At 68.4% G+C, this 19,796-nt stretch carries 15 protein-coding genes; 3 read left to right on the top strand and 12 right to left on the bottom strand.

The annotated features are described in order from the left end of the window. The first annotated feature begins 42 nt into the window (after positions 1 to 42). Both F3J44_RS24765 and F3J44_RS24760 read left to right on the top strand, forming a co-directional pair. Entirely contained in the window at positions 43 to 1,722 is a 1,680-nt protein-coding gene (locus tag F3J44_RS24765) for a ShlB/FhaC/HecB family hemolysin secretion/activation protein (RefSeq protein ID WP_167276941.1), read from the top strand. Positions 1,723 to 1,752: 30 nt separating this feature from the next. Then, complete coding sequence (locus tag F3J44_RS24760) at positions 1,753 to 6,279, top strand: hemagglutinin repeat-containing protein (RefSeq protein WP_167276938.1); 4,527 nt, start codon at positions 1,753 to 1,755, stop codon at positions 6,277 to 6,279. A gap of 112 nt (positions 6,280 to 6,391) precedes the next feature. On the opposite strand, the gene F3J44_RS24755 is transcribed toward F3J44_RS24760, so the two are convergent. From F3J44_RS24755 to F3J44_RS24700, 12 genes are all read right to left on the bottom strand, one after another. Further along, the gene (locus tag F3J44_RS24755; RefSeq protein WP_167276935.1) at positions 6,392 to 7,051 is read right to left on the bottom strand and encodes a general secretion pathway protein GspN; all 660 of its coding nucleotides are present in this window, start codon (positions 7,049 to 7,051) and stop codon (positions 6,392 to 6,394) included. Continuing rightward, on the bottom strand, positions 7,048 to 7,434 hold the full coding sequence (gspM, locus tag F3J44_RS24750; RefSeq protein WP_167276932.1) for a type II secretion system protein GspM: 387 nt from the start codon (positions 7,432 to 7,434) through the stop codon (positions 7,048 to 7,050). Before gspM ends, F3J44_RS24755 begins: the two co-directional genes overlap by 4 nt. Beyond that, positions 7,431 to 8,507: a type II secretion system protein GspL gene (locus F3J44_RS24745; protein WP_167276930.1), complete on the bottom strand. Its 1,077-nt coding sequence runs from the start codon at positions 8,505 to 8,507 to the stop codon at positions 7,431 to 7,433. Before F3J44_RS24745 ends, gspM begins: the two co-directional genes overlap by 4 nt. Then, complete coding sequence (locus F3J44_RS24740; RefSeq protein ID WP_167276927.1) at positions 8,504 to 9,094, bottom strand: type II secretion system protein J; 591 nt, start codon at positions 9,092 to 9,094, stop codon at positions 8,504 to 8,506. The genes F3J44_RS24745 and F3J44_RS24740 overlap by 4 nt, the downstream gene beginning before the upstream one ends. Before the next feature lie 131 nt (positions 9,095 to 9,225). Further along, entirely contained in the window at positions 9,226 to 9,591 is a 366-nt protein-coding gene (locus F3J44_RS24735; RefSeq protein ID WP_167276925.1) for a type II secretion system protein GspI, read from the bottom strand. After that, positions 9,588 to 10,025: a type II secretion system minor pseudopilin GspH gene (gene gspH, locus F3J44_RS24730; RefSeq protein ID WP_167276922.1), complete on the bottom strand. Its 438-nt coding sequence runs from the start codon at positions 10,023 to 10,025 to the stop codon at positions 9,588 to 9,590. The genes F3J44_RS24735 and gspH overlap by 4 nt, the downstream gene beginning before the upstream one ends. A 3-nt stretch (positions 10,026 to 10,028) precedes the next feature. Then, complete coding sequence (gene gspG / locus F3J44_RS24725) at positions 10,029 to 10,463, bottom strand: type II secretion system major pseudopilin GspG (protein WP_167060274.1); 435 nt, start codon at positions 10,461 to 10,463, stop codon at positions 10,029 to 10,031. Positions 10,464 to 10,481: 18 nt separating this feature from the next. Then, positions 10,482 to 11,684 (bottom strand): type II secretion system inner membrane protein GspF, encoded by a 1,203-nt coding sequence (gene gspF / locus F3J44_RS24720; protein ID WP_167060277.1) that lies wholly within the window; start codon positions 11,682 to 11,684, stop codon positions 10,482 to 10,484. Positions 11,685 to 11,687: 3 nt separating this feature from the next. Then, positions 11,688 to 13,136, bottom strand: a complete 1,449-nt coding sequence (locus tag F3J44_RS24715; RefSeq protein WP_167277062.1) for a GspE/PulE family protein — start codon at positions 13,134 to 13,136, stop codon at positions 11,688 to 11,690. Further along, complete coding sequence (gspD, locus tag F3J44_RS24710) at positions 13,136 to 15,088, bottom strand: type II secretion system secretin GspD (protein WP_167276919.1); 1,953 nt, start codon at positions 15,086 to 15,088, stop codon at positions 13,136 to 13,138. Before gspD ends, F3J44_RS24715 begins: the two co-directional genes overlap by 1 nt. Before the next feature lie 3 nt (positions 15,089 to 15,091). Continuing rightward, positions 15,092 to 15,517 (bottom strand): general secretion pathway protein GspB, encoded by a 426-nt coding sequence (locus F3J44_RS24705; RefSeq protein WP_167276917.1) that lies wholly within the window; start codon positions 15,515 to 15,517, stop codon positions 15,092 to 15,094. Beyond that, positions 15,514 to 17,154 (bottom strand): lipoprotein UxpA, encoded by a 1,641-nt coding sequence (locus tag F3J44_RS24700; RefSeq protein WP_167276914.1) that lies wholly within the window; start codon positions 17,152 to 17,154, stop codon positions 15,514 to 15,516. Before F3J44_RS24700 ends, F3J44_RS24705 begins: the two co-directional genes overlap by 4 nt. A gap of 223 nt (positions 17,155 to 17,377) precedes the next feature. Between F3J44_RS24700 and F3J44_RS24695 the strand changes: the two genes are divergently transcribed. Next, a complete protein-coding gene (locus tag F3J44_RS24695) occupies positions 17,378 to 19,459 on the top strand; it encodes a PhoX family phosphatase (protein ID WP_167276912.1) in 2,082 nt (693 codons plus the stop codon). The last annotated feature ends 337 nt before the right edge of the window (positions 19,460 to 19,796 follow it).

Genomic DNA, 19,796 nt, shown 5'->3' with positions numbered 1-19,796 from the left:
CAAACGAGTACACCGTGCGTACGCCCCTTGCGAGGATGCCCCATGCCGTTTCGCCTGCCCCCCTGTGCCCGCCCGTTGCTCGCCTGGTTGCTGCCAGGGCTGCTGGGTGCGCCGCTGGCACTGGCTGACGACCCGGCCAGCCAGCAACTGCGCGACCAGCAGCAAAGCCTGCAGCAACTGGAACAGCGACAGCGCCTGCAACGTTGGCAACGTGAGCCTGCGGCGCCACGGCGCGAGGCGGCACCGGCCCCCATCACCGGTGACAACGCCTGCTGGCGGGTGAGCGGGCTGCGCCTGGCTGGCAACCAGCGCCTGGCCCGCCAGGCCCTGGAGCCGGCGGTTCAACCCCTGATGCAGCCGTGCATGGGCATCGACGCGATCAACCGGCTGCTCAGGGCCATCACCCAGCACTACGTGCAAGCCGGTTACCCCACCAGCCGCCCCTACCTGCGCCAAGCGCCTCGGCATGGCGCGCCGCTGGATATCTTGATCGACGAGGGCTTCGTCGAAGCGATCGAGCTCGATACCGACCTGCCGCTTTCACTGGCCAGCGCCTTTCCCGGCCAGCTCGGCCAGCCCCTGTACCTGCCAGCCCTGGAACAGGGGCTGGACCAGCTCAACCGCCTGCGCGCCTTCGAGCTGAGCGCCGACCTGCTGCCGGGCGAACAGCAAGGCGCCACCCGGGTTGCCCTGCAGGCCCGGCAAGTTGCCCCACGCTGGCACCTGGACAGCCAACTGGACAACCGCGGCAGCGCGCTGACCGGCCGCCACCGCCTGACCCTGGGCACCGGCGTGGACAGCCCGCTGGGCCTGAACGATGACCTGCGGCTGTCGTTCAACACCCTGGCCTTCGCTGCCCCAGGCAGCAGCCAGGGTCTGTCCCTGTACTACAGCCTGCCCTATGGCCCGTGGACCTTCGCCCTCAACGCCAGCCAGCAGCGCTATGACGCGCCCACGCCCAGAAGCCAGCGGCGCAGCAGCGGCAGCAGCCAGCAACAGGGGGCCAGTGCCGAGCGGGTACTTTGGCGCGGCCCGCAAGGCATGCTCAGCGCCACCGCCCGGCTGGACCGCAAACAGCTGGTCAACCGCAACGGCGACCGGGTAATTGCCCTGCAGAGCCCAACCCTGACCACGGTCGAGGCCGGCCTCAACCTGCTGTGGCTCGAACAGGGCCTGTGGCACGCCTCCCTCGGCATCGCCCAGGGCACCGCATGGTTAGGTGCCGACCGGCCAACACCTGGCAACGGCGCCCCGCGCCCAGACTTTCGCAAGTACCGCGCCAGCCTGCTGCACCTGCGCCAGGGGCCAGCCCAGTGGCCCTGGCGCTGGCAAAGCGAGCTGGCCCTGCAATACAGCAACACGCCGCTGGCCGCCGTGGAGCAGTTCCAGCTTGGCGGCGATACGGCGGTACGCGGTTTTCGCCAGCGAACCTATGCCGGGGCCAACGCTGCCGTGTGGCGCAACACCTTCAGCCAGGCCCTGCCTGGGCAGTGGACCGCCCCCTTCGCGGTGCGCCCCTACATCGCCCTGGACCAGGGCTGGAGCCAATTGACCCAAGGCGCACCGTCGCAGCGCCTGAGCGGGGTTGCCGCCGGTGTCGAGTTAACCGCCCCGCACAGCCGCCTGCGCCTTGACTACCAGCGCGCCCTGCACGCCAGCGATACCCCCCGCGCCCACCTGGAACCCGGCTTCTGGGTCGTGGAATGGTCACTGAACCTTTGATTCACCCACAACAATAAAGAGAGAACCCTCATGCACAAGCGCGCGCCCTTAACCCCGCCCCGCCCCGATGCCCTGCGCTGGGCCATCTTCCTGGCCTTGCTCAGCTCCAACGGCGCCCTCGCCCAGAACGGCCTGGAGGCCGCCAGCGGGCCGGGCGGTACACCGATCATCGACAACGGTCACGGCGTGCCGGTGATCGAGATCGTGCCACCCAATGCGAGCGGCCTGTCGCACAACCAGTTCCTTGACTACAACGTGGCCAAGCCAGGTGTGGTGCTGAACAACGCCCTGCAGGATGGCCAATCGCAGCTGGCCGGGGCCCTGGCGGCCAACCCGCAGTTCCAGGGGCAGGCGGCATCGAGCATCCTCAACGAGGTGATCAGCCGCAATGCCTCGCTGATCGAAGGCCCGCAGGAAATATTCGGCCGCCCGGCCGACTACATCCTCGCCAACCCCAACGGCATCACCCTCAATGGCGGCAGCTTCATCAACACCACCCGCGCCGGCTTCGTGGTCGGCACGCCGGAGCTGCAGGACGAACAGCTGCGCTACTTCAACACCTTGAACAGCAGCGCCACCCTGCAGGTGCTGGGCGGTGGGCAGAGCAACGCCGAAGGCGCGCTCGACCTGATCGCGCCACGGCTGGACAGCACAGGCCCGCTCACGGCCCGGGATAACCTCGGCATCACCGTGGGCCGCAACCGCCTCGACAGCGCCAGCGGCCAGGTCATCGAGCACCTGCCCGGCACCCCGTCGAGCATCGACGCAAAGCTGTTCGGCGCTATGCGCGCCGGGCGCATTCGCATGGTCAGCACCGCCGAGGGCGCCGGGGTGCACATGGGGCCGGTGCAGGTGCATGCCAAGCACGGCATCGACATCCGTTCAGCCGGCGACCTGCTGATCGAAGGCCAGGCTGACGCCGCCGCCCAGTTGCACAGCGAACAGGGCGCACTGGCCCTGGGCGCCGAGCACGACCTGACCCTGCGCGCCGTGGAAGGCCGCGCCGAGCAGATCACCGCCAAGGCGGGCAAGAAACTCACCCTCGACAGTAAAAGCCAGGCCCAGGTCGACCGCGAGCGTGAAAACTGGAAGAACAAAGCCTGGTTCGTCACCTACGAAACCTACGACCGCACCCGCACGACCACCGCCGAGCACCTGCGCGGCACGCAGTTGCAAGCCAGCGACAGCCTGGGGTTGCAATCGGGCGGCGACATGCGCCTGGCTGCCGCCACACTGGACGCCGGAGGTGAAATGACCGTGGACAGCGGCGCCAACCTCGACATTGTCGCCGGCACCAACAGCCAGCGGGTCGAAGAACAGGTGCGCCACCGCAAGCACTTGTGGCGCGGCGACCGCGACACCGACCAGTACAGTGAAAGCGCCCGCGCCAGCAGCCTGAATGCAGCGCGCATGCAGGTGAAGGCCACCGATACCCTCAACCTACAGGGCAGCACCATGCACAGCCGCAGCAGCCTCGACCTGCAGGCCCGCCAAGTCCATGTGGGCACCACGGCCCTGGCGCAGCGCAACAACCAGGACGGCTACCGTGGCGACCTGGTGTCCGGTGCTTTCTTCGGCAAACGCCAGGGCACCGACAGCCAGGGCCAGGCCATGGCCGGTAGCAGCATCACCGCGGACGGCAAGTTGAACGTCGGCGCCGAACAGGCCGCGATCAAGGGCAGCACCGTGCGCGGCAAGGAGGATGCCGTGCTGTACAGCACCCGCGGTGCCCTGGTGATCGAGGAGGACCATACCCGCACCACCTCGACCGAGCGCAACCGCGACAGCAAGCTGTTCGGCCTGTTCGCCAGCGATCGCGGGCAAACCACCCGCCAGGACCAGGTGCTGGTCAGTGATATCGGCTCCGACAGCAACCTGCGCCTGGCCAGCGCCGAAGAGCTGCGCATCCAGGGGGCCAAGGTGCAGGCCGGCCAGCACCTGCAGGTCGAGGCCAAGGGCGACGTGCTGGTCGCCAGTGCCCAGGCGTTGAATGAAAGCGAAACCCGTGACCAGCAACGGGGCCTGACCGCCAGCGCCCGGCAGACCCAGCAAGCCGAAGGCGACAAACCAGGTTCGCGCCAGTATGCGGCGGGCGTGGCCTACCAAGTGACCACCCGTGGGCAAAAGACCCGCGACACCACGCAGCTGGCCAGTGAGCTGAAAGGGGCCACGGTGGCCCTGGCCAGCGACGCGCGCCTGCACGTGAATGGTGCCAAGGTTCAGGCCAGTGCCGGCGACCTCGACGTCAAGGCCCAGCAGGTAACGCTGGGCGCCACCCGTAACACCCATGAATCGACCACCAGCACCCGCCAGAGCGGCGGCGGCTTGACGGTCACCGGCGGCATCGACCGCCTCGGCAGCCAGTTCGAGGGCCATGACCAGCGCACGCTGGTGATCGAGCGCGACAGCAAGGCCCAACGCAGCGAGCTGCAGGCCAGCGGCAACCTGAAGCTGGCCGCCGACACGCTGGTGAGCGAAGGCGCCCGCGCCACCGCCGGCAATACCCTCAAGGTCGACGCCCGGCACATCGACAACCGTGCGGTGCAGGATACCCACGAGCGCAAGCAAGAACGCACGGATTGGTCCGCAAGCCTCGGCGCCAGTGTCGAATACCGCGACCTGACCCGGCCGATCGAGCGCGTGGTGCTGGGCGAAGAAGCCGCGCGCTTCCAGCAGGCCTCGCCCGAGGACGCCATGACCGCGCCCAGCGCCGGCGCCGACATGACCGTCGAACACCTCAAGCAACTGGAAAACCAGCGCCGGGGCATTGCCCAGGTGAGCGAGCTGGCGGGCACGCAGGTCGAGGTGAAAGCCGACACCCTCAACGACCAGGGCACTGCCTGGCGCGCCAATGCCGGCCGGCTGCAGATCGACGCGCAGCAACACACCCTGCGTGCCGCGGAAAATACCCAGGAAGACAACACTCAGCACCTGGCTGTCGGCGGCGACCTGCGTGTCGACACCAGCACCGGCAGCGACCTGAACGGGCGCGCCGCCGGCAAGGGCGGCTCGCTGGCCAAGCAAGCCACTATCAGCACTGCCGTGCCGGGCAGCCTCTATGGGCAACAGGGCATTCAGGTGCAGTTGGGCAGCGATGGCCTGTATGAAGGCGCCCGCCTGCAGGGCGGTGACGGCGATGTAATGATCCACAGTGCCGGCAACCTGGCACTGACCCAGGCCACCGACCGCACCGAGCAGTTGACCCGCCAGCTTGATGGCAATGCCTGGGCCAAGCTCGGCAACCGCCCGGGCAGCACCGGTGGCGATGCCCGTGGCTACCTTGACCACACCCAGAAGCACACCCAGCAGGCCACCGCGCAGGTGGCGCAGGTCGATACCAAGGGCGAGGTGCGCCTGAGCAGTGGCGGCGACCTGCTGCTTGAAGGCACGCGCATCGGCAGCCGCGAGGCCAAGGTGGGCGACATCCGGCTCGACAGTGGCGGCACCTTGCAGGTCAAGGCCGCCAGCAACACCCAAGAGGCCAGCGGTGGCACCCTCGGCGGCGGTTTGGAACTGGCAGCTACCCAGGGCAGCAGCACGGGTGGCGGCATTGGCGGGCACTTCAGCCATGGCAAGCTGGATGAACAGGCACGCCAGGCGGTCGATGCGCAATTTGCCAGCACCGGCAAACTGACCTTGGCCAGCCAGGCCCGCGAAGACCTCGCCCTGCACGTGCAAGGCCTGCAAGCGTCGGCGGCAGCCATCGAGCTGAAGGCGGCCAACGGTGGCATGCTGCTTGAGGCCTCTGCCAATCAGGAACGCCGCAACAACCTGGACATCACCGCCGGCGCCGGCTTCAACCTCGCCAAAGGCGCTACCGATACCCGCAGCCTGCATGGCCGTGCCAAGGTGGAACTGGACAAGCGCGACAACCAGACCTGGAACGCCAGTACCCTGCGTGCCGACCATATCAACGTGCACAGCCGTGGCGACAGCCGCATCGGAGGCGCCAGCCTGGAGGCCGGGCGCATTGACGGCAGCATTGATGGCGACCTGCTGGTGGCCAGCCGCAAGGACAGCGTCGATAGCCTGACGGTGAAAGGCGATGCGCGCCTGAGCCAGGAAAAGAACCCGCAGGGCTACGTCAACGCCGCCACCTCGATGGCCGGGCCGCTGGGCGGCAAGGTCAAGGAAAAGGCCGCGGATACCTTGAGCAAAGTCGACCCCGGCCTCTCGCCGACGGTGGCCTTCGAAGTGTCGCAGGCCAAGCGTGACACCGTGGCACACCAGGCCGTGCTCAAGGCCAGTGACGGCATCGACCTGAAGGTCGGGGGCGATGCCAGGCTGGTGGGTGCGCGGCTGCAATCGGCGGCCGGCCAGGTGGCGCTCAGCTCAGGGTCGGTGAGCCGGGAGACCTTGAACGGCAGCGATTACCGCCGGGATGTGTCGGTCGACTTTTCCAACGCGCCGGTCGACTTGGGCACGGCAGTGGCCGAGTTGAGCAAAGGCAAGGGCGCGGCGGAGGGTGAGAATGCGCTGGACCTGGGGCTGCTCCGAACCAGTGGGCACAACCGCAGCGAACAGTGGACCTCAAGCGTGCAGGGCAAGCGCGAGTAAGGTGACCGAGCGCCGCCTTCGCGGCGCATCGCGAGCTGCGCTCGCTCCTACAGAGGTTCACACAGGCCCGGTAGGAGCGAGCGCAGCTCGCGATGCGCCGCGAAGGCGGCGCCTACCACCCCAGCTCCCGGCGCCCCGCCAACGCCTGTGGCCCCAGCCACTGCGCCCCTCGCAACAACGGCAGCAATGCAGCCTCCTGCTGCACCTCGAACACCACCTGCGCCTTTCGCCTTATCAGGTCCGCCTGCACCTGCACCACATGCTGGCCCTGCTGCTCCAGCTGCCCGTTCACCCGCCAGCCTTCATGGCACTCCAGCGCCAGCCAACCCTGCCCCAGGCCCAGCGCCCAAGGCTCGCTCAACGCAAGGTCGGTGACCGTGATACGCCCGTCACTGCCCGTGCAGCGGCTTCCCGCCCCCTGTAACTGCAACGCCCCCTGCCACTGCCCAGCCAGGCGATACGCCGTGGGTAACGCCGCCTGCGCACCCAACGCTTGCGCCTGCAAACGCCAACGCCACGGCCAGCCCTGGGCATTCAGCCGCCAGCCCTGGCCCTGGAAACCGAGCCGGGTTTCAGCCGCCAAACGCCAAGGCTGGACGCTCCATTGCAGCGGCCCTACCGGCCCCAACTGCCTCGCCTGGCCCTGCCAGACGCTGCCACTGGTATCGACCAGCGGCAGGCCCACAGCCCGCGCCACCCAAGCCGCCGGCAGCTGCACCAGCAAGGTCACGGCAAACACCAGCGCGCACCACAGCCAGCCACCACGGCTCATGGCTGCACCACCAACTCGAAACGCAGCGCCGCCGCGCTTTGCTCCAGCCCCCACTGCAGCGGCTTCACCCCCTCCGCACGCAGGCTCTGTAGCCAATCCTGCAACACCCGTTCATTGGCCACCTGGCCACGCAACTGCCAGCCCTGGCCCTCAGTGTCCACCTCGCTCAACTCGATGTGCCGTGCCTGGGCCGACTGACGCAAACGCTCCAGGCTCACGACAGGGCCACCTTGTAATTGCGCGGCCTGCTCGGCCAACGCACGCCATTGGCCAAGCTCGCGCCATTGCACCGCCCCCTCGCGCACGCCCAGCCAGGCCAGCAACAGGCCAACCAGGCACCACGCCAGCAGCAGCCGATGCCGCTGTATCCATTCCCCGCTCATGCCTCAGCCCCCAGGTCGAATACCACCTGGCCCGCTTGCTCCTGCACGCTGGCCCCCACCGTGCTGGCCATCTCGCCCCAGGGCGGCGCGGCACCGTCGCCACTCAGGCGCAGGTGCCAGCGTTGGCCATCGAAGCGCACTGCCTGCAGGTGCCAGCCCGGGTGCTCGCCCAGCCATGCCTGCAGCCGTGCTTGCAGGGCTTCGAGCTGACGCTCGCGCAACAGCCGTTGCTGCTCCCCGGCACGCAAGCGCTTGAGCGCCTGGGCCGCCTGGCGTGGGCCGGCCTGCTCGCCGGTGACGGCCAGCACCTGAGCTCGCCAGGCATGAACCTGCCGCCACTGCTGGTGCAACCACAGCCCGCCCCAGGCGCAGGCCAGCACCAGGCAAGCCACGGCCAGGCGCTGCTGCTGTTGCGACAGCACCGGCAATGCCAAGCGCTGACGGGGGCGGTCGAACAGGCTTGGCAAAGGGTCGAGCGGCGCCAGCGGGCTTGGCCAGGCGCCGCGCTGCGCCACCTCGCGCAAACCGGCCCAGGGCTGCTGCGGGACATCACCCAGGGCGTGTGGCCAATACAGCCAGTGCTCCTGGCCTTGGGCATCGAGGCCCCGGCGCAGGGTTGCCTGCTCGGTTCGCTGCCAGGCACAGGCCATGCCCGGCTCCGGCATCGCCAGCAACTGGAACTCGGCCCAACAGCGCTCGGCCTGCAGCCCCCATTCGGCCAACTGGGCAAGCCATGGCTCGACGTGCCCACGGGCCACCGCCAGCAGGCGAAGCTGCCGGGCCTCGCGCGACAGGCAGGCGCAGATCACTTCATCCGCCGGCTGCAGCAAGCGGTCTTCCAGCAGCAGGGGCCATTCCTCACGCTTGAGCCCGGGCGGCGCCGCCACCTGGAACAGGCTGCAGGCCTCACCGGGCAGGATCAGCGCCACCCGTGCCTGCAGGTTTTCCGGCGGCCGCCCCTGGCCTGCGCGTGGCGGGCAGCCGGCTTCGAGCAACAGCCAGTCCCAGGGCTGGCCAGGGCGCAGCAGCAACCAGGGCCGGGCCGCTGCACGCCGGCGCCAATCACGTTTCATAAGCGCCCCCAGGGAAGAACGAAGGTGCAGGCATAAGGCGCTCCATCACGCTGCAATTGCACGCGCACGCCACGGCCGGGGTGCGCGGGTTGGTCGGCAGGCCAAGGCAGCCAGCGGCCACCTTGGTGGTAAAGCACGCTGAACGCGCTGACTTGGCTCAGTTGCTCGCGCAGCACCCAGCGCGGGGCCTGGGCGGCGTAAAGGTCGGCAGAGCTTTCCAGCACCAGGCGCTGCTCGCGGGGCTCGAAACGCAGGCGTTGGCGCTGCAGGCGTGAACCGCCTTCGGCCTCGGGCACGGCGCTGGCGGCCACCCATTGCAGCTGCTGTTGCCCGGCTTGCCAGTCAAGCCAGTGGCTGGCAAGTGGCAGGCGCTGTTCGTACACCCGGCGTAGCAGCGGGCTGTCGAAGCGCCGCTCCAGGGCCAGGCAGAACTCCAGCACATCCGTTTCCTGGGCCGGGCTTTGCAGCCGCTCTCGTACCTTGAGCCAGCCGTTGACCAGGGCGGCGAGCATCACGCCGAGCAGGGCGGTCAGGGCCATGGCGACCAGCAGTTCGATCAGGGTCAAGCCGGTTTGCTGGCGTTTCATGGTTGATCCGCTAACAAAGGCCCCTGTAGGAGCGGGCTTGCCCCGCGAAGCAGGCGCCGCGCTGCATGGCACCGGCTTCGCCGGTGTTCGCGGGGCAAGCCCGCTCCTACAAGGATCGTGGGAGGCTGGGGTCATGGGCGCTCCAGGAACAGGGTGTACTGGCCCAGGGGCAGGCGCTGGTCGCGGTCGGCGAACAGCAGCAGCTCGCCGCGGCGCAGGTCGCGCACACCGGTACGGCGCAACTGCAGTTGCCAGTGGCAGGCCTGACCGCCTTGGTCGAGCACGCCATCGGCCTGATTGCCGGGCGGCCAGAACTGCTCCACGCTGAAGCGCGCCTGCAGCTCGCGCGCGCACAGCACACCCAGGCGATGCTGCTGCAGGTTGTGCTGCACGGCCAGGCGCTGGTGCAACACCTGGCTGGTAATGACGGCCAAGACGGCGGCAATCGCCAAGGCCACCGTCACCTCCAGCAGGGTGAAGCCTCGCTGGCGCTTCATGGCGTGCTCGCCACGCGCAAGCGGCCATCGCGTTCCCAATCCCAACGCTGGCTGCCCTCGGCCCAGCGCCAGCGCACAGTGCCAGGCTGCGCCCACCCCTGCGGGGTGAACAGCAGGCGCGGCCGGGTGCTGGCCGGCCAGTCCGGGCGCAGGCCTTTGGGCCACTCACCCAGGGCGACCGTTTCGACCACCCAGCCATCGCCCTCACGGCGCACGAATTCCGGCCGCAGACCGTTCCAGCGCAACCCACGCAACTGCCCGGCATGCCGCGCCAACGCCGCCTGGGCACGGGTTTCCACCGCCAGGCGCTGCAGCGCCTGGTCGACGCGGGCCGCGCCGCTGTCGACCCAGGCCACCGCCAACCCGGTCATGAGCCCGGCAATGGCCAGCACCACCAGCAGTTCGAGCAGGCTGAAGCCCGCCTGGCCGCGCACCGGTCACAGCGCCCAGTTGCCCAGGTCGGCATCCTGGCCCTCGCCCCCCGGCACGCCGTCGGCGCCGAGCGAGTACACATCCACCCGGCCATGCTCGCCGGGCATGCGGTACTGGTACGGCGTGCCCCACGGATCTTGCGGCAGGCGGCGCACGTAGCCATCGCTGCGCCAGGCGCGAGGCAGCGGCGCCTGGGTCGGCTTGCTCACCAGCGCGGCCAGGCCTTGCTCGTTGCTGGGGAAGCGCAGGTTGTCCAAGCGATACATGTCCAGGGCCTGCTCAAGGGTGGCAAGGTCGGCCATGACCTTCTGCTTCATGGCCTTGTCCTGGTTGCCCAGCACGCTGGGGGCGACCACGGCGATCAACAGGCCGATGATGAAGATCACCACCATGATTTCCATGAGGGTGAAGCCGCGCTGGCGGTTGCGTCGATGCTGCATGGGAATACTCCTTGTCATCTACAGTTGCAGGCCCTGGTTGAGTTGCATGATCGGCAGCAGCACCGCCAGCACGATGAACAGCACCACGGCGCCCATCACCAGGATCATCAGGGGTTCGAACAGGGCCATCGCGGTGTCCACCTGGCGGGCGAAGCCACGCTCCTGGTCGTCGGCGACCCGTTCGAGCATGTCGGCCAGGGTGCCGCTGGCCTCGCCGCTGCCGACCATGTTCACCAGCAACGGCGGGAACTGCTGGCTGGCGTCCAGCGCACGGTGCAGGCTGGTGCCGCCCTGCACCTGCAGGCGCACTTGCTCCATGGCCTGGCGGATGCGCCGGTTGCCAACGGTTTCGGTGGCCACCTGCAGGGCTTCGAGCAGGGCCACCCCGCTGCCGCTGAGAATCGCCAGGCTGCGCGCCAGGCGGGCGCTTTCCAGCACCTGCAGCAAGCTGCCGATGCGCGGCAGGCGCAGCAGCAGGCGGTCGCGGCGCAGGCACCAATGCGGTTTGCGCAACAGCCAGGTGCCGCCCACGCAGGCGACCAGCGCCAGCCCCAGTAGCCAGGGGCCGGCCTGTACCAAACCCTGGCTCAGGCCGATCAATACCGAGGTGATGAAGGGCAGGCTCTGCCCGGCATGGGCGAATTGCTCGGTGAGCTTGGGCACGACGAAGGTCATCAGGCCCACCACCACCGCCAGCGACACGCCCATCAGCACGCTGGGGTAGATCAGCGCGGTACGTGCCTTGTGCTGCTGGCGCTGCACCTGTTCCAGGTGGTCGGCCAGGCGGGTCAGCACCTGGGCCAGGCGCCCGGAGCGCTCGCCGGCTTCCACCAGCGCGCAGTACAGGCCGGTGAACGGCGCGCCCTGGCGGGCCAGGCTGCGGGCCAGGCCAAGGCCTTCGGCAAGCGAGCCACGCAGGGCCACCAGCACCCCGTGCAGGGCCGGCTCGCGCAGCTGCCGTTCAAGGGTGGCCAGGGCGTCGACCAACGGGATGCCAGCGCCGGTCAAGGTCGCCAGTTGCCGGGTCAGTTCGCACAGCTGGGCACGGCTCAGGCGCTGGCGCCGTGGCGTGCGGCCGCCGGCTTCATGGCGCTGCAGCTGGCGCGGGAACAGGCCCTGCTCGCGCAACAGCTGCCGGGCATGGCGCTCGCTGTCGGCTTGCAGGCTGGCCTTGTGGGTTTTGCCGGCGAGGTCGACGGCCTGGTAACGAAAGGTCGGCATCGGTCAGCCCTGCACCACGCGCAGCACTTCGGCCAGGCTGGTTTCGCCGCGGGCCAGGCAATCGCTGGCCATCGCCACCAGGCTTTGGCGGCGCCCGGCCAGGTAATCCTGCATCGCCAGTTCGCTGGCGCCGTCGTAAAGCAAGCCAACCAGGCCTGCGTCCAGTTCAATGAATTCATACAGCCCTAGGCGCCCAACATAGCCACTGCCCTGGCAGTGCTCGCACCCCACCGCGTGGTAGCTGCTGGCAAGCGCTGCCAACTCCGGCCACAGCGCCCGCTCGGCCGGCTGCAGCGGCTGGGCCTGTGCGCAGCTGCACAGCCGGCGCACCAGGCGCTGGGCCAGCACGCCGCGCAGGCACGAGGCAATCAGGAACGGCTCGATGCCCATGTCGCGCAGGCGCGTGACCGCCCCCACCGCACTGTTGGTGTGCAAAGTCGACAGCACCAGGTGGCCGGTGAGGCTGGCCTGCACGGCGATCTGTGCGGTTTCCTGGTCGCGGATCTCACCGAGCATGATCACGTCCGGGTCCTGGCGCAGGATGGCGCGCAGGCCGCTGGCGAAGGTCAGCCCGGCACGTGGGTTGATGGCGGTCTGGCCGATGCCGGCGATGGCGTATTCGACCGGGTCTTCGACGGTGAGGATATTGCGGCTGCCGTCATTGAGGCTGTTGAGGCTGGCGTACAGCGTGGTGGTCTTGCCCGAGCCGGTGGGGCCAGTGGACAGCACGATACCGTTGGGCCGTGCCAGGCAACTGCACAGGCCGCTCAGGGCGGCGGCCGGCATGCCCAGGTTGGCCAGCGCCAGCAGGCTGGCCTGTTTGTCGAGCACGCGCATCACCACCCGTTCGCCATGAATGCCAGGTAGGGTCGAGACGCGCACATCCACCTCCCGCCCCGCCGCACGGAGGGTGATGCGCCCGTCCTGGGGCTGGCGTTTCTCGGCGATGTCCAAGCGCGCCATAACCTTGATGCGCGACACCAGCATCGCCGACAGCGCCCGTGGCGGGCGCAGCACTTCGCGCAGGTGGCCGTCGACGCGCAGGCGTACCACCAGGCTCTGCTCGAAGGTTTCAATATGGATATCCGAGGCGCGCAGGCGCAGGGCCTGGCCGAACAGGCCGTTGATCAGGCGGATCACCGGGGCTTCGTCGTCGCTTTCCAGCAGGTCTTCGATGCGCGGCATTTCGCTCATCAGGCTGTCCAGGTCGACCTGCTCGCCAATGCCTTCGATCAGGGCCTCGGTGGCGCCGGCGCCGGCCTGGTAAAGCTGGCCAAGGCGCTCGTCGAACGCGCTGGGCTCCAGGTATTCAAGGCTCGCCGGGCAACCGTGCACGCGCAGCACTTCTTGCAGCTGGGCGCTGTCGGCATCGCGCCGCAGCCACAGCTGCCAGCCCTGCCCGGCCGGCGCCATGGCCAGGCCAGCCTGGCGCGCCAGGCGGTAGGGCAGCATCACCAGTTGCCGCCTTCGAGGCGGGCGCGGCTGGACGGAAATGCCTGCAGCAGGGATGAATCCTCTGCCAGCGCCGGTAGCTTCAGTGGCGTGGTCTGCTGCAGGGTGCGGTACTTGTCTTCGCTCAAGCCAGCCAGACTCGGGCCGTCGCGCAGGATGCGCGGGCGAATGAATACCATCAGGTTCTGCTTGGTGTTCTTGCTGGCGTCGGAGCGGAACAGCCGGCCCAGCCCGGGAATGTCGCCGAGCAAGGGCACGCGCTGGTCGCTGGTGCTCAGTTCGTCACTGATCAGCCCGCCGAGAATCACCAGGCCGTTGTCCTCGACCATGACCTTGGTCTTGATCTCGCGCTTGTTGGTGATCACATCGCTGGCGGCGCTGGAGTCGGCGATCGACGAGACTTCCTGCACGATGTCCAGGCGCACGCTGTTGTCGATGTTGATCTGTGGCTTGATGCGCAGCTTTACCCCAACTTCCTTGCGCTCGATGGTCTGGTAGGGGTTGGCGTTGTTCTGGGTGACGGAGCCGGTCACGAACGGCACTTCCTGGCCCACCAGGATCGACGCCTCGGCGTTGTCCAGGGTCAGCAGGGTAGGCGTGGACAACAGGTTGAAGCCGCTCTTGCCCTTGAGCGCGTTGACCAGCATGGCGAAATTGAAGCCGCCGCCGAAATGGCCAATGCCAGCGGTGGCGCCGGTGGTGGCCGAGAGCAGGTTGCCAAGGGCCTGGTTGTCACCGCTGGCAGCAGCGCCGGCGATATTGGCGATGTTCACCCCGTTGCTGCCGAAGTTGACGATGCCGGCGCCGAACTTTTCATCGGCGAACAGCCACTGCACGCCCAGCTCCTGGGCGCGGCTGTCGGACACCTCGGCGATGATCGCTTCCACCACCACCTGGGCGCGGCGGATATCCAACTGCTCGACGATCGAGCGGTAGGCGGCCAGCTCGCTGTCGGGGCCAACCATGACCACGGCGTTGGTGCCCTCCTCGTACTCCAGGCGAATGCCCGAGTCGGTGGCGGTGGCCATCACCGGCTTGTCCTTGCCCTCGCCTTCGCCGCTGCCTTGGCTGGGCGCGGCGCCTTCCTGGCTGAGGCCGCGCAGCACCTTCACCACCTCGCCAGCATTGGCATGGCGCAGGTACATCACCTGGGTATTGGTGCTGTGCAGGTTGTCACTGGGGCGGTCGAGCTGGGTCAACAGCGCCCTGACCCGGTCGGTACTGCCACGCACCAGCAAGGCGTTGCGGCGCGGGTCGGCCACCACCTGGGTGGCGTCGGCGCCCTGCTCGCGTGCCAGCAAGCGGGTCAGCAGTTGCGCGGTGTCGGCGGCGCTGGCGTGGCGCAACGGCATGACCTGCAGCGGTTCGTCGCTGACCTGGTCGAGCTGGCGCAGCAGGCTGTCGATGCGTTCGAGGTTGCTGCGCCAATCGGTAACCACCAGCAGGTTGGCGGCCGGGTACGGCGTGATAACGCCGACGCGCGGGTCGATCAGCGGCTTGAGAATGCCCAGCATCTGTTCGCTGGCGGCATTGCGCACGTTGAACACCCGGGTGGCCACGCCATCGCTGCCCTCGCCCTTCTTGCCAGCGGGTTCGACCGGCACCGGCTCCAGGCGCGCGGCCTGGTCGGGCACGATCTTCACGCTGCCGTTGGGCAGGTCGACGGCGGCATAGCCTTGGGCGCGCAGCTGGGCCAGAAAGATGTCGTAGATGGCATCGGCGTCATGGCGGTCGACCGTGCGCACGGTAACCTTGCCCTTGACCCGCGGGTCGACGATGAAGGTGGTGCCGGTGATGCGCGACACGCTGTCGATGAACTCGCCCAGCTCGGTGTCGACGAAGTTCACCTCGTACAGCGGCGTGCCATCGTCACCGAAGGTTTCCGGCTCCTCGGCCCAGGCGAGCGACAGGGCCAGGCTCAGGACAGCGGCCACACAGTAGCGGACAGGCATCGTTCATCCTTGGCGCTTGAAGCCGGTCACGGCGGGGCGTGGCGGCCAGGGCAGGCGCTCGCGCCGCCCCTGGTTGTCGAAAATCAGGCCATCGGCGTCGATGTCCTGCAGCACGATCCCCGGCGCCAGGCGCTGGCCACGGCCGAGGGTGCGGACCTGCTGCCCATAACGCAGCACCACGATGCTGGCCGACAGCGGCTGCGCCTTGAGCCCGCCCAGGTACTGCAGCGGCAGGCGCGTGAGGCGGATGGCGCCGTCATCGGCCGCTGGCTGCCAATGGCCGACCAGCAGGCCCGGCAGCGGCGTGTTCGGCGGCAGGGTGGGCAGCAGGGGTTGCGGCTGGCGGCCCAGTTGCAGCACGCATTGGGCCGCCAGCCAGCCGGCCAGGGTCAGCAAGCCGCCGGTGACGGCGCGGGCACCGAGGTTCATGCCGTCACCTGGCGGGGATGCCAGCCAGGGTGGCCCTGTACGTATTGCACCTGCGGCAGCTGCAAGGCCGCCAGTTGCCAACCCGGGCGCTGGCGCGCCAGCCAGCCCTCGACCCGCTGCCACAGCGGCTCGCCGGCCTGGGCATCGAACTGCAGGCCGAAGGTGCGGCACAGCCCCTGCACCGGCTCCAACCCGGCCACGCGCTTGCCCTGGGGGCTGTAGCTCACTCGCCAGGCATGGCCCTGCCAGCGTGGCAGGTCCTGGCTGTTGTCCAGCAGCAGCGGGTCGCCGAACAACTGCTCGGCGGCGTTTTCCAACACCTGCTCGACCTGCCGCGCCGGCGCCTCGACCACCGGCGCCGGGTAGCCGCCGGTCAGGCTGATCAGGTGCTCACGGGTAATGGCCTCGCCCGCTGCCAGGGGGTAGTCGTAGCGCAGGCCCGGCAGCAGCACCGGCATGCTGCTGTCATCGGCCAGGACCTGGTGCAGCAGGCGGTCCCAGCTGCCGCCACGGGTATCGCGGCGCCACAGGCTTTCAGGTGCGCGGGCCAGCGGCTGATCGAGCCAGGCCGCGTGGCCGGCGCGTTGCTGGCGCAGCTCACCCTGCAGTTGGCTGGCGCGCAGTTGCGCGGCGGGGCCAAGTTGCTGGGCAAAGGCTGGGAAGAAGCGCCCGTCGAACTGCCATTGCCCGGCCACTTGCTGACAGCGCAGGCGCATGGCGCCACTGCCGCGGCAACCGGCGAACAGCAACGGCACACGCCGGCCGCTGGCTTGGGTCACCTGTACCGGCGCGGGCCACAGGTCCTGGCCGCGGGCACACAGCAGCACGTCGATTTCGCCCACCCGCTCGGCCAGCCACAGGCCCGGCCCGGTGCCGACATCGGCCAACGCCACCACCAGGTCCGCCTCGCGGCGAGCCTGTTCGAAGACCGGCTGCAATGCTTGGTACCACTGCTTGAGCGAGGCTTTCTGGTCCTGCGCATAGGGGTCGGTAACGCCAACCACGGCGATGCGCGCACCGCCGCGCTCGAACACTTTCAATGGCGCCAGGCCCAGGGCGTTGCGCTGGTCATCGGCCAGGCCGCCACCCAAGGTCACGGCACTGGACTGGCGGTACAACGCGGCGCTGCGCGCGGGCCAGAGCACGCGCTCATCGCTGCTCACCCGCACCTCGCTGCCCAGCAGCTGGCTACCCTGCACACCGCTTTCACCCTGGGTCAGGTAGGCCAGGCCGCTGCCGTTCCAGCCTTGGCCGTTTTCCAGGGTCAGGCTGGCAGCACTACCGGCCTCGGCCCGCAGTTGTTCAAGCAAGGCGGCCAGTACCGCATAGCCGCCCAGGTGGGTGTCGCCCGCCTGGCTGGCGTCGAGCAAGGCCGCCAGTTGAGGGTGCGCAAGGCTGGCACTGGGGCCGGTCATCCAGGGCGCGCGCCCCAGGTGGCTGACCGGGCCCAGGCGGGTGGCGGGCACCACCGGCAGGCCAGGCAGGCGCGCATCGAGGGTATCGGCGACGTACAGCAGGTCGACGCGGGCGCTGCCACCGCCCTGGCCGGGCAATGCGGAGCAGGCGCCGAGCAGCGGCGCGAGTGCACCCACGCCCATCCAGCTGATCACTTCGCGCCTGTGCACTCTGCTTGCCATCGCCCCCGCCATCCTTATCCGCGTTCGTGTAGGGCCCCGGATGTTGCGGCGTAGGCATGACAGTTTAATGGCAGAAATCCGACAGCCATTCCAAATCGATCTGTGTGATCTTGTAATAAGAACTTACAGTTTTAAAAACCCATTAATATTTTTGCCAATGAATCATCACAGTCGCTCCCTAAAGTCGCGGTTTCCTCCCACTCAGCCACTATAAGGACACCTGATGAGTCGAGAATCCGGCGATAACCTGGACCGCAACACCAGCGGCAACCTGCCGATGGCCACTGTCATGGACGCCTACCTGAGCCGCCGCAGCGTAATGCGCGGCAGCCTGGGCGCCGCCATCGCGATGATCGCCGGTACCGGCCTGAGCGGCTGCTTCGACAGCGGTGGCGGCTCCGACGACGACCCGGTCACCGAGCCGCCGGTGACCACGCCACCGGTCACCGAACCGGAGCCGGAAACACCGAAAATGGCCCTGGGCTTCCAGTCCATCCCTGGCTCGCGCACCGACGCCTGCGTCATCGCTGCCGGCTACAGCGCCTATGTGCTGGCGCCTTGGGGCACGCCGATCAACAGCAACGGCAACCCCTGGAAATCGGACGGCAGCAACACCTCCACCGACCAGGCCAACGCCATGGGCATGCACCATGACGGCATGCACTTCTTCCCCATCAACGGCAGCTCCGACGACGGCCTGCTGGCCATCAACTTCGAGTACATCGACACGGCCGCGCTGCACCCCAGTGGCCCGACCAGCGACACCAGCGGCAACCGCCCGGCCGAGGAAGTGCGCAAGGAGATCAACGCCCACGGCGCCGGCGTGGTGCGCCTGCAGAAGGTCAATGGCCGCTGGCAGGTGATTGACAACGACCCGCTCAACCGCCGCTTCACCACCGCCTCGCGCATGGAACTGACAGGCCCCCTGCGTGGCACCGACCACGTCAAGACCAAGTACTCCAGCGCCGGCACCCATTGCCGTGGCACCAACAACAACTGCGGCAACGGCTACACCCCGTGGGGCACCTACCTGACCTGCGAGGAGAACTGGCCGGGCATCTTCGTCAACAAGGGCACCCGCCCCGAAGACCAGCGCCGCATCGGCGTGGGCACCTCCAGCGGCCAGTACAAGTGGGAAACCGCCGCCGGTGACAGCAGCGAGGTAAACGATGAGTTCGCCCGCTTCGACGTGACCATCAAGGGCGCCAGCGCCACCGACGACTACCGCAACGAGGCCAGCACCTACGGCTACATCGTCGAGATCGACCCGTACAACAGCAGCACCCTGGCCACCAAGCGCACGGCCCTGGGCCGTTTCCGCCACGAAGGCTGCTGCCCGGGCCTGCCGGTGGCCGGCAAGCCGCTGGTCTGGTACATGGGTGACGACTCCAACAACGAGTACCTGTACAAGTGGGTGTCCACTGCCGTGTGGGACGCCGCCGATGCCAACCCGGCCGACCGCCTGGCCACCGGTGCCAAGTACCTGGACCAGGGCAAACTCTATGTGGCGCGCTTCAATGCCGATGGCAGCGGGGTGTGGCTGTTGCTCGACGTCGCCAGTGCGACCACCGCCGGCAGCACCCTGGGTGCGCTGTACGGTGACTTGCCGGGCATCATCCTCAACACCCGCGGCGCCGCCGATGCGCTGGGCGCAACGCCGATGGACCGCCCGGAGTGGACCGCGGTCAACCCGCTCAATGGCGATGTCTACCTGACCCTGACCAACAACAGCGCGCGCACCGCGGCCAAGGTCGATGCCGCCAACCCACGTGGGCCGAACCGCCATGGCCACATCATCCGCTGGCACGACAGCGACGACCAGTTGAGCTTCACCTGGGACATCTTCGTGTTTGGTGCCAACGCCGCCGGCACCGCCGACATCAACCGCTCGGGCCTGACCGAGCTGAACCAGTTCGCCAGCCCCGACGGCATGAGCTTCGATAGCCGTGGCGTGCTGTGGTTCGAAACCGACAACGGCGAAACCACGGTGACCGACTACACCAACGACCAGTTGCTGGCGGTGATTCCCACCGACCTGGTCGATGCCAGCGGCAAGCAGGTGCCGATCAATGCCCAGAACCAGGTGGACCTGCGTCGCTTCTTCGTCGGGCCGAACGGTTGCGAGGTGACGGGCATCACCTTTACCCCGGACAACAAGACCTTGTTCATCAACATCCAGCACCCGGACAACTGGCCCAACACCGACAAGGCCACCGATGCGACCCCAGCGGGCGCCACGGTACGGCCACGCTCGTCGACGGTGGTAATCCAGCGTAATGATGGCGGGGAGATCGGCACCGTCTGATCCCGGGCCGGGGGCCACAGGGTTGGCGCCGACCGGGTAGGAGCGAGCGCAGCTCGCGATGGGGCGCGCAGCGGCCCCGGGTTTTCAGCTTCGCGGCTCAAAATGCCAGGGCTGCTTTGCAGCCCATCGCGAGCTGCGCTCGCTCCTACCAGGCCCACCGTCAACAGGTGAAAACGCGATCTCCTGTGGCTTTACCAGATCATCGGCTCGCGGTACGGCCACGCTCGTCGACGGTGGTAATCCAGCGTAATGATGGCGGGGAGATCGGCACCGTCTGATCCCGGGCCGGGGGCCACAGGGTTGGCGCCGACCGGGTAGGAGCGAGCGCAGCTCGCGA

The organism is Pantoea sp. Tr-811 (assembly GCF_011752535.1).
In the GTDB taxonomy this organism is placed as follows: domain Bacteria; phylum Pseudomonadota; class Gammaproteobacteria; order Pseudomonadales; family Pseudomonadaceae; genus Aquipseudomonas.
The sequence above is the reverse complement of the archived record's forward strand: the minus strand, read 5'-3'. Positions and strand labels throughout refer to the sequence as shown.

What these genes read in the sequence shown, in the direction of transcription:
- F3J44_RS24765 (WP_167276941.1), top strand. Translation starts at nt 43, where the DNA reads ATGCCGTTTCGCCTGCCCCCCTGTGCCCGCCCGTTGCTCGCCTGGTTG.
- gspF (WP_167060277.1), bottom strand. Translation starts at nt 11,684, where the DNA reads ATGCCGACCTTTCGTTACCAGGCCGTCGACCTCGCCGGCAAAACCCAC.
- F3J44_RS24715 (WP_167277062.1), bottom strand. Translation starts at nt 13,136, where the DNA reads ATGCTGCCCTACCGCCTGGCGCGCCAGGCTGGCCTGGCCATGGCGCCG.
- gspM (WP_167276932.1), bottom strand. Translation starts at nt 7,434, where the DNA reads ATGAGCGGGGAATGGATACAGCGGCATCGGCTGCTGCTGGCGTGGTGC.
- gspG (WP_167060274.1), bottom strand. Translation starts at nt 10,463, where the DNA reads ATGCAGCATCGACGCAACCGCCAGCGCGGCTTCACCCTCATGGAAATC.
- gspD (WP_167276919.1), bottom strand. Translation starts at nt 15,088, where the DNA reads ATGCCTGTCCGCTACTGTGTGGCCGCTGTCCTGAGCCTGGCCCTGTCG.
- F3J44_RS24705 (WP_167276917.1), bottom strand. Translation starts at nt 15,517, where the DNA reads ATGAACCTCGGTGCCCGCGCCGTCACCGGCGGCTTGCTGACCCTGGCC.
- F3J44_RS24700 (WP_167276914.1), bottom strand. Translation starts at nt 17,154, where the DNA reads ATGGCAAGCAGAGTGCACAGGCGCGAAGTGATCAGCTGGATGGGCGTG.
- F3J44_RS24740 (WP_167276927.1), bottom strand. Translation starts at nt 9,094, where the DNA reads ATGAAACGCCAGCAAACCGGCTTGACCCTGATCGAACTGCTGGTCGCC.
- F3J44_RS24735 (WP_167276925.1), bottom strand. Translation starts at nt 9,591, where the DNA reads ATGAAGCGCCAGCGAGGCTTCACCCTGCTGGAGGTGACGGTGGCCTTG.
- F3J44_RS24760 (WP_167276938.1), top strand. Translation starts at nt 1,753, where the DNA reads ATGCACAAGCGCGCGCCCTTAACCCCGCCCCGCCCCGATGCCCTGCGC.
- F3J44_RS24745 (WP_167276930.1), bottom strand. Translation starts at nt 8,507, where the DNA reads ATGAAACGTGATTGGCGCCGGCGTGCAGCGGCCCGGCCCTGGTTGCTG.
- F3J44_RS24755 (WP_167276935.1), bottom strand. Translation starts at nt 7,051, where the DNA reads ATGAGCCGTGGTGGCTGGCTGTGGTGCGCGCTGGTGTTTGCCGTGACC.
- F3J44_RS24695 (WP_167276912.1), top strand. Translation starts at nt 17,378, where the DNA reads ATGAGTCGAGAATCCGGCGATAACCTGGACCGCAACACCAGCGGCAAC.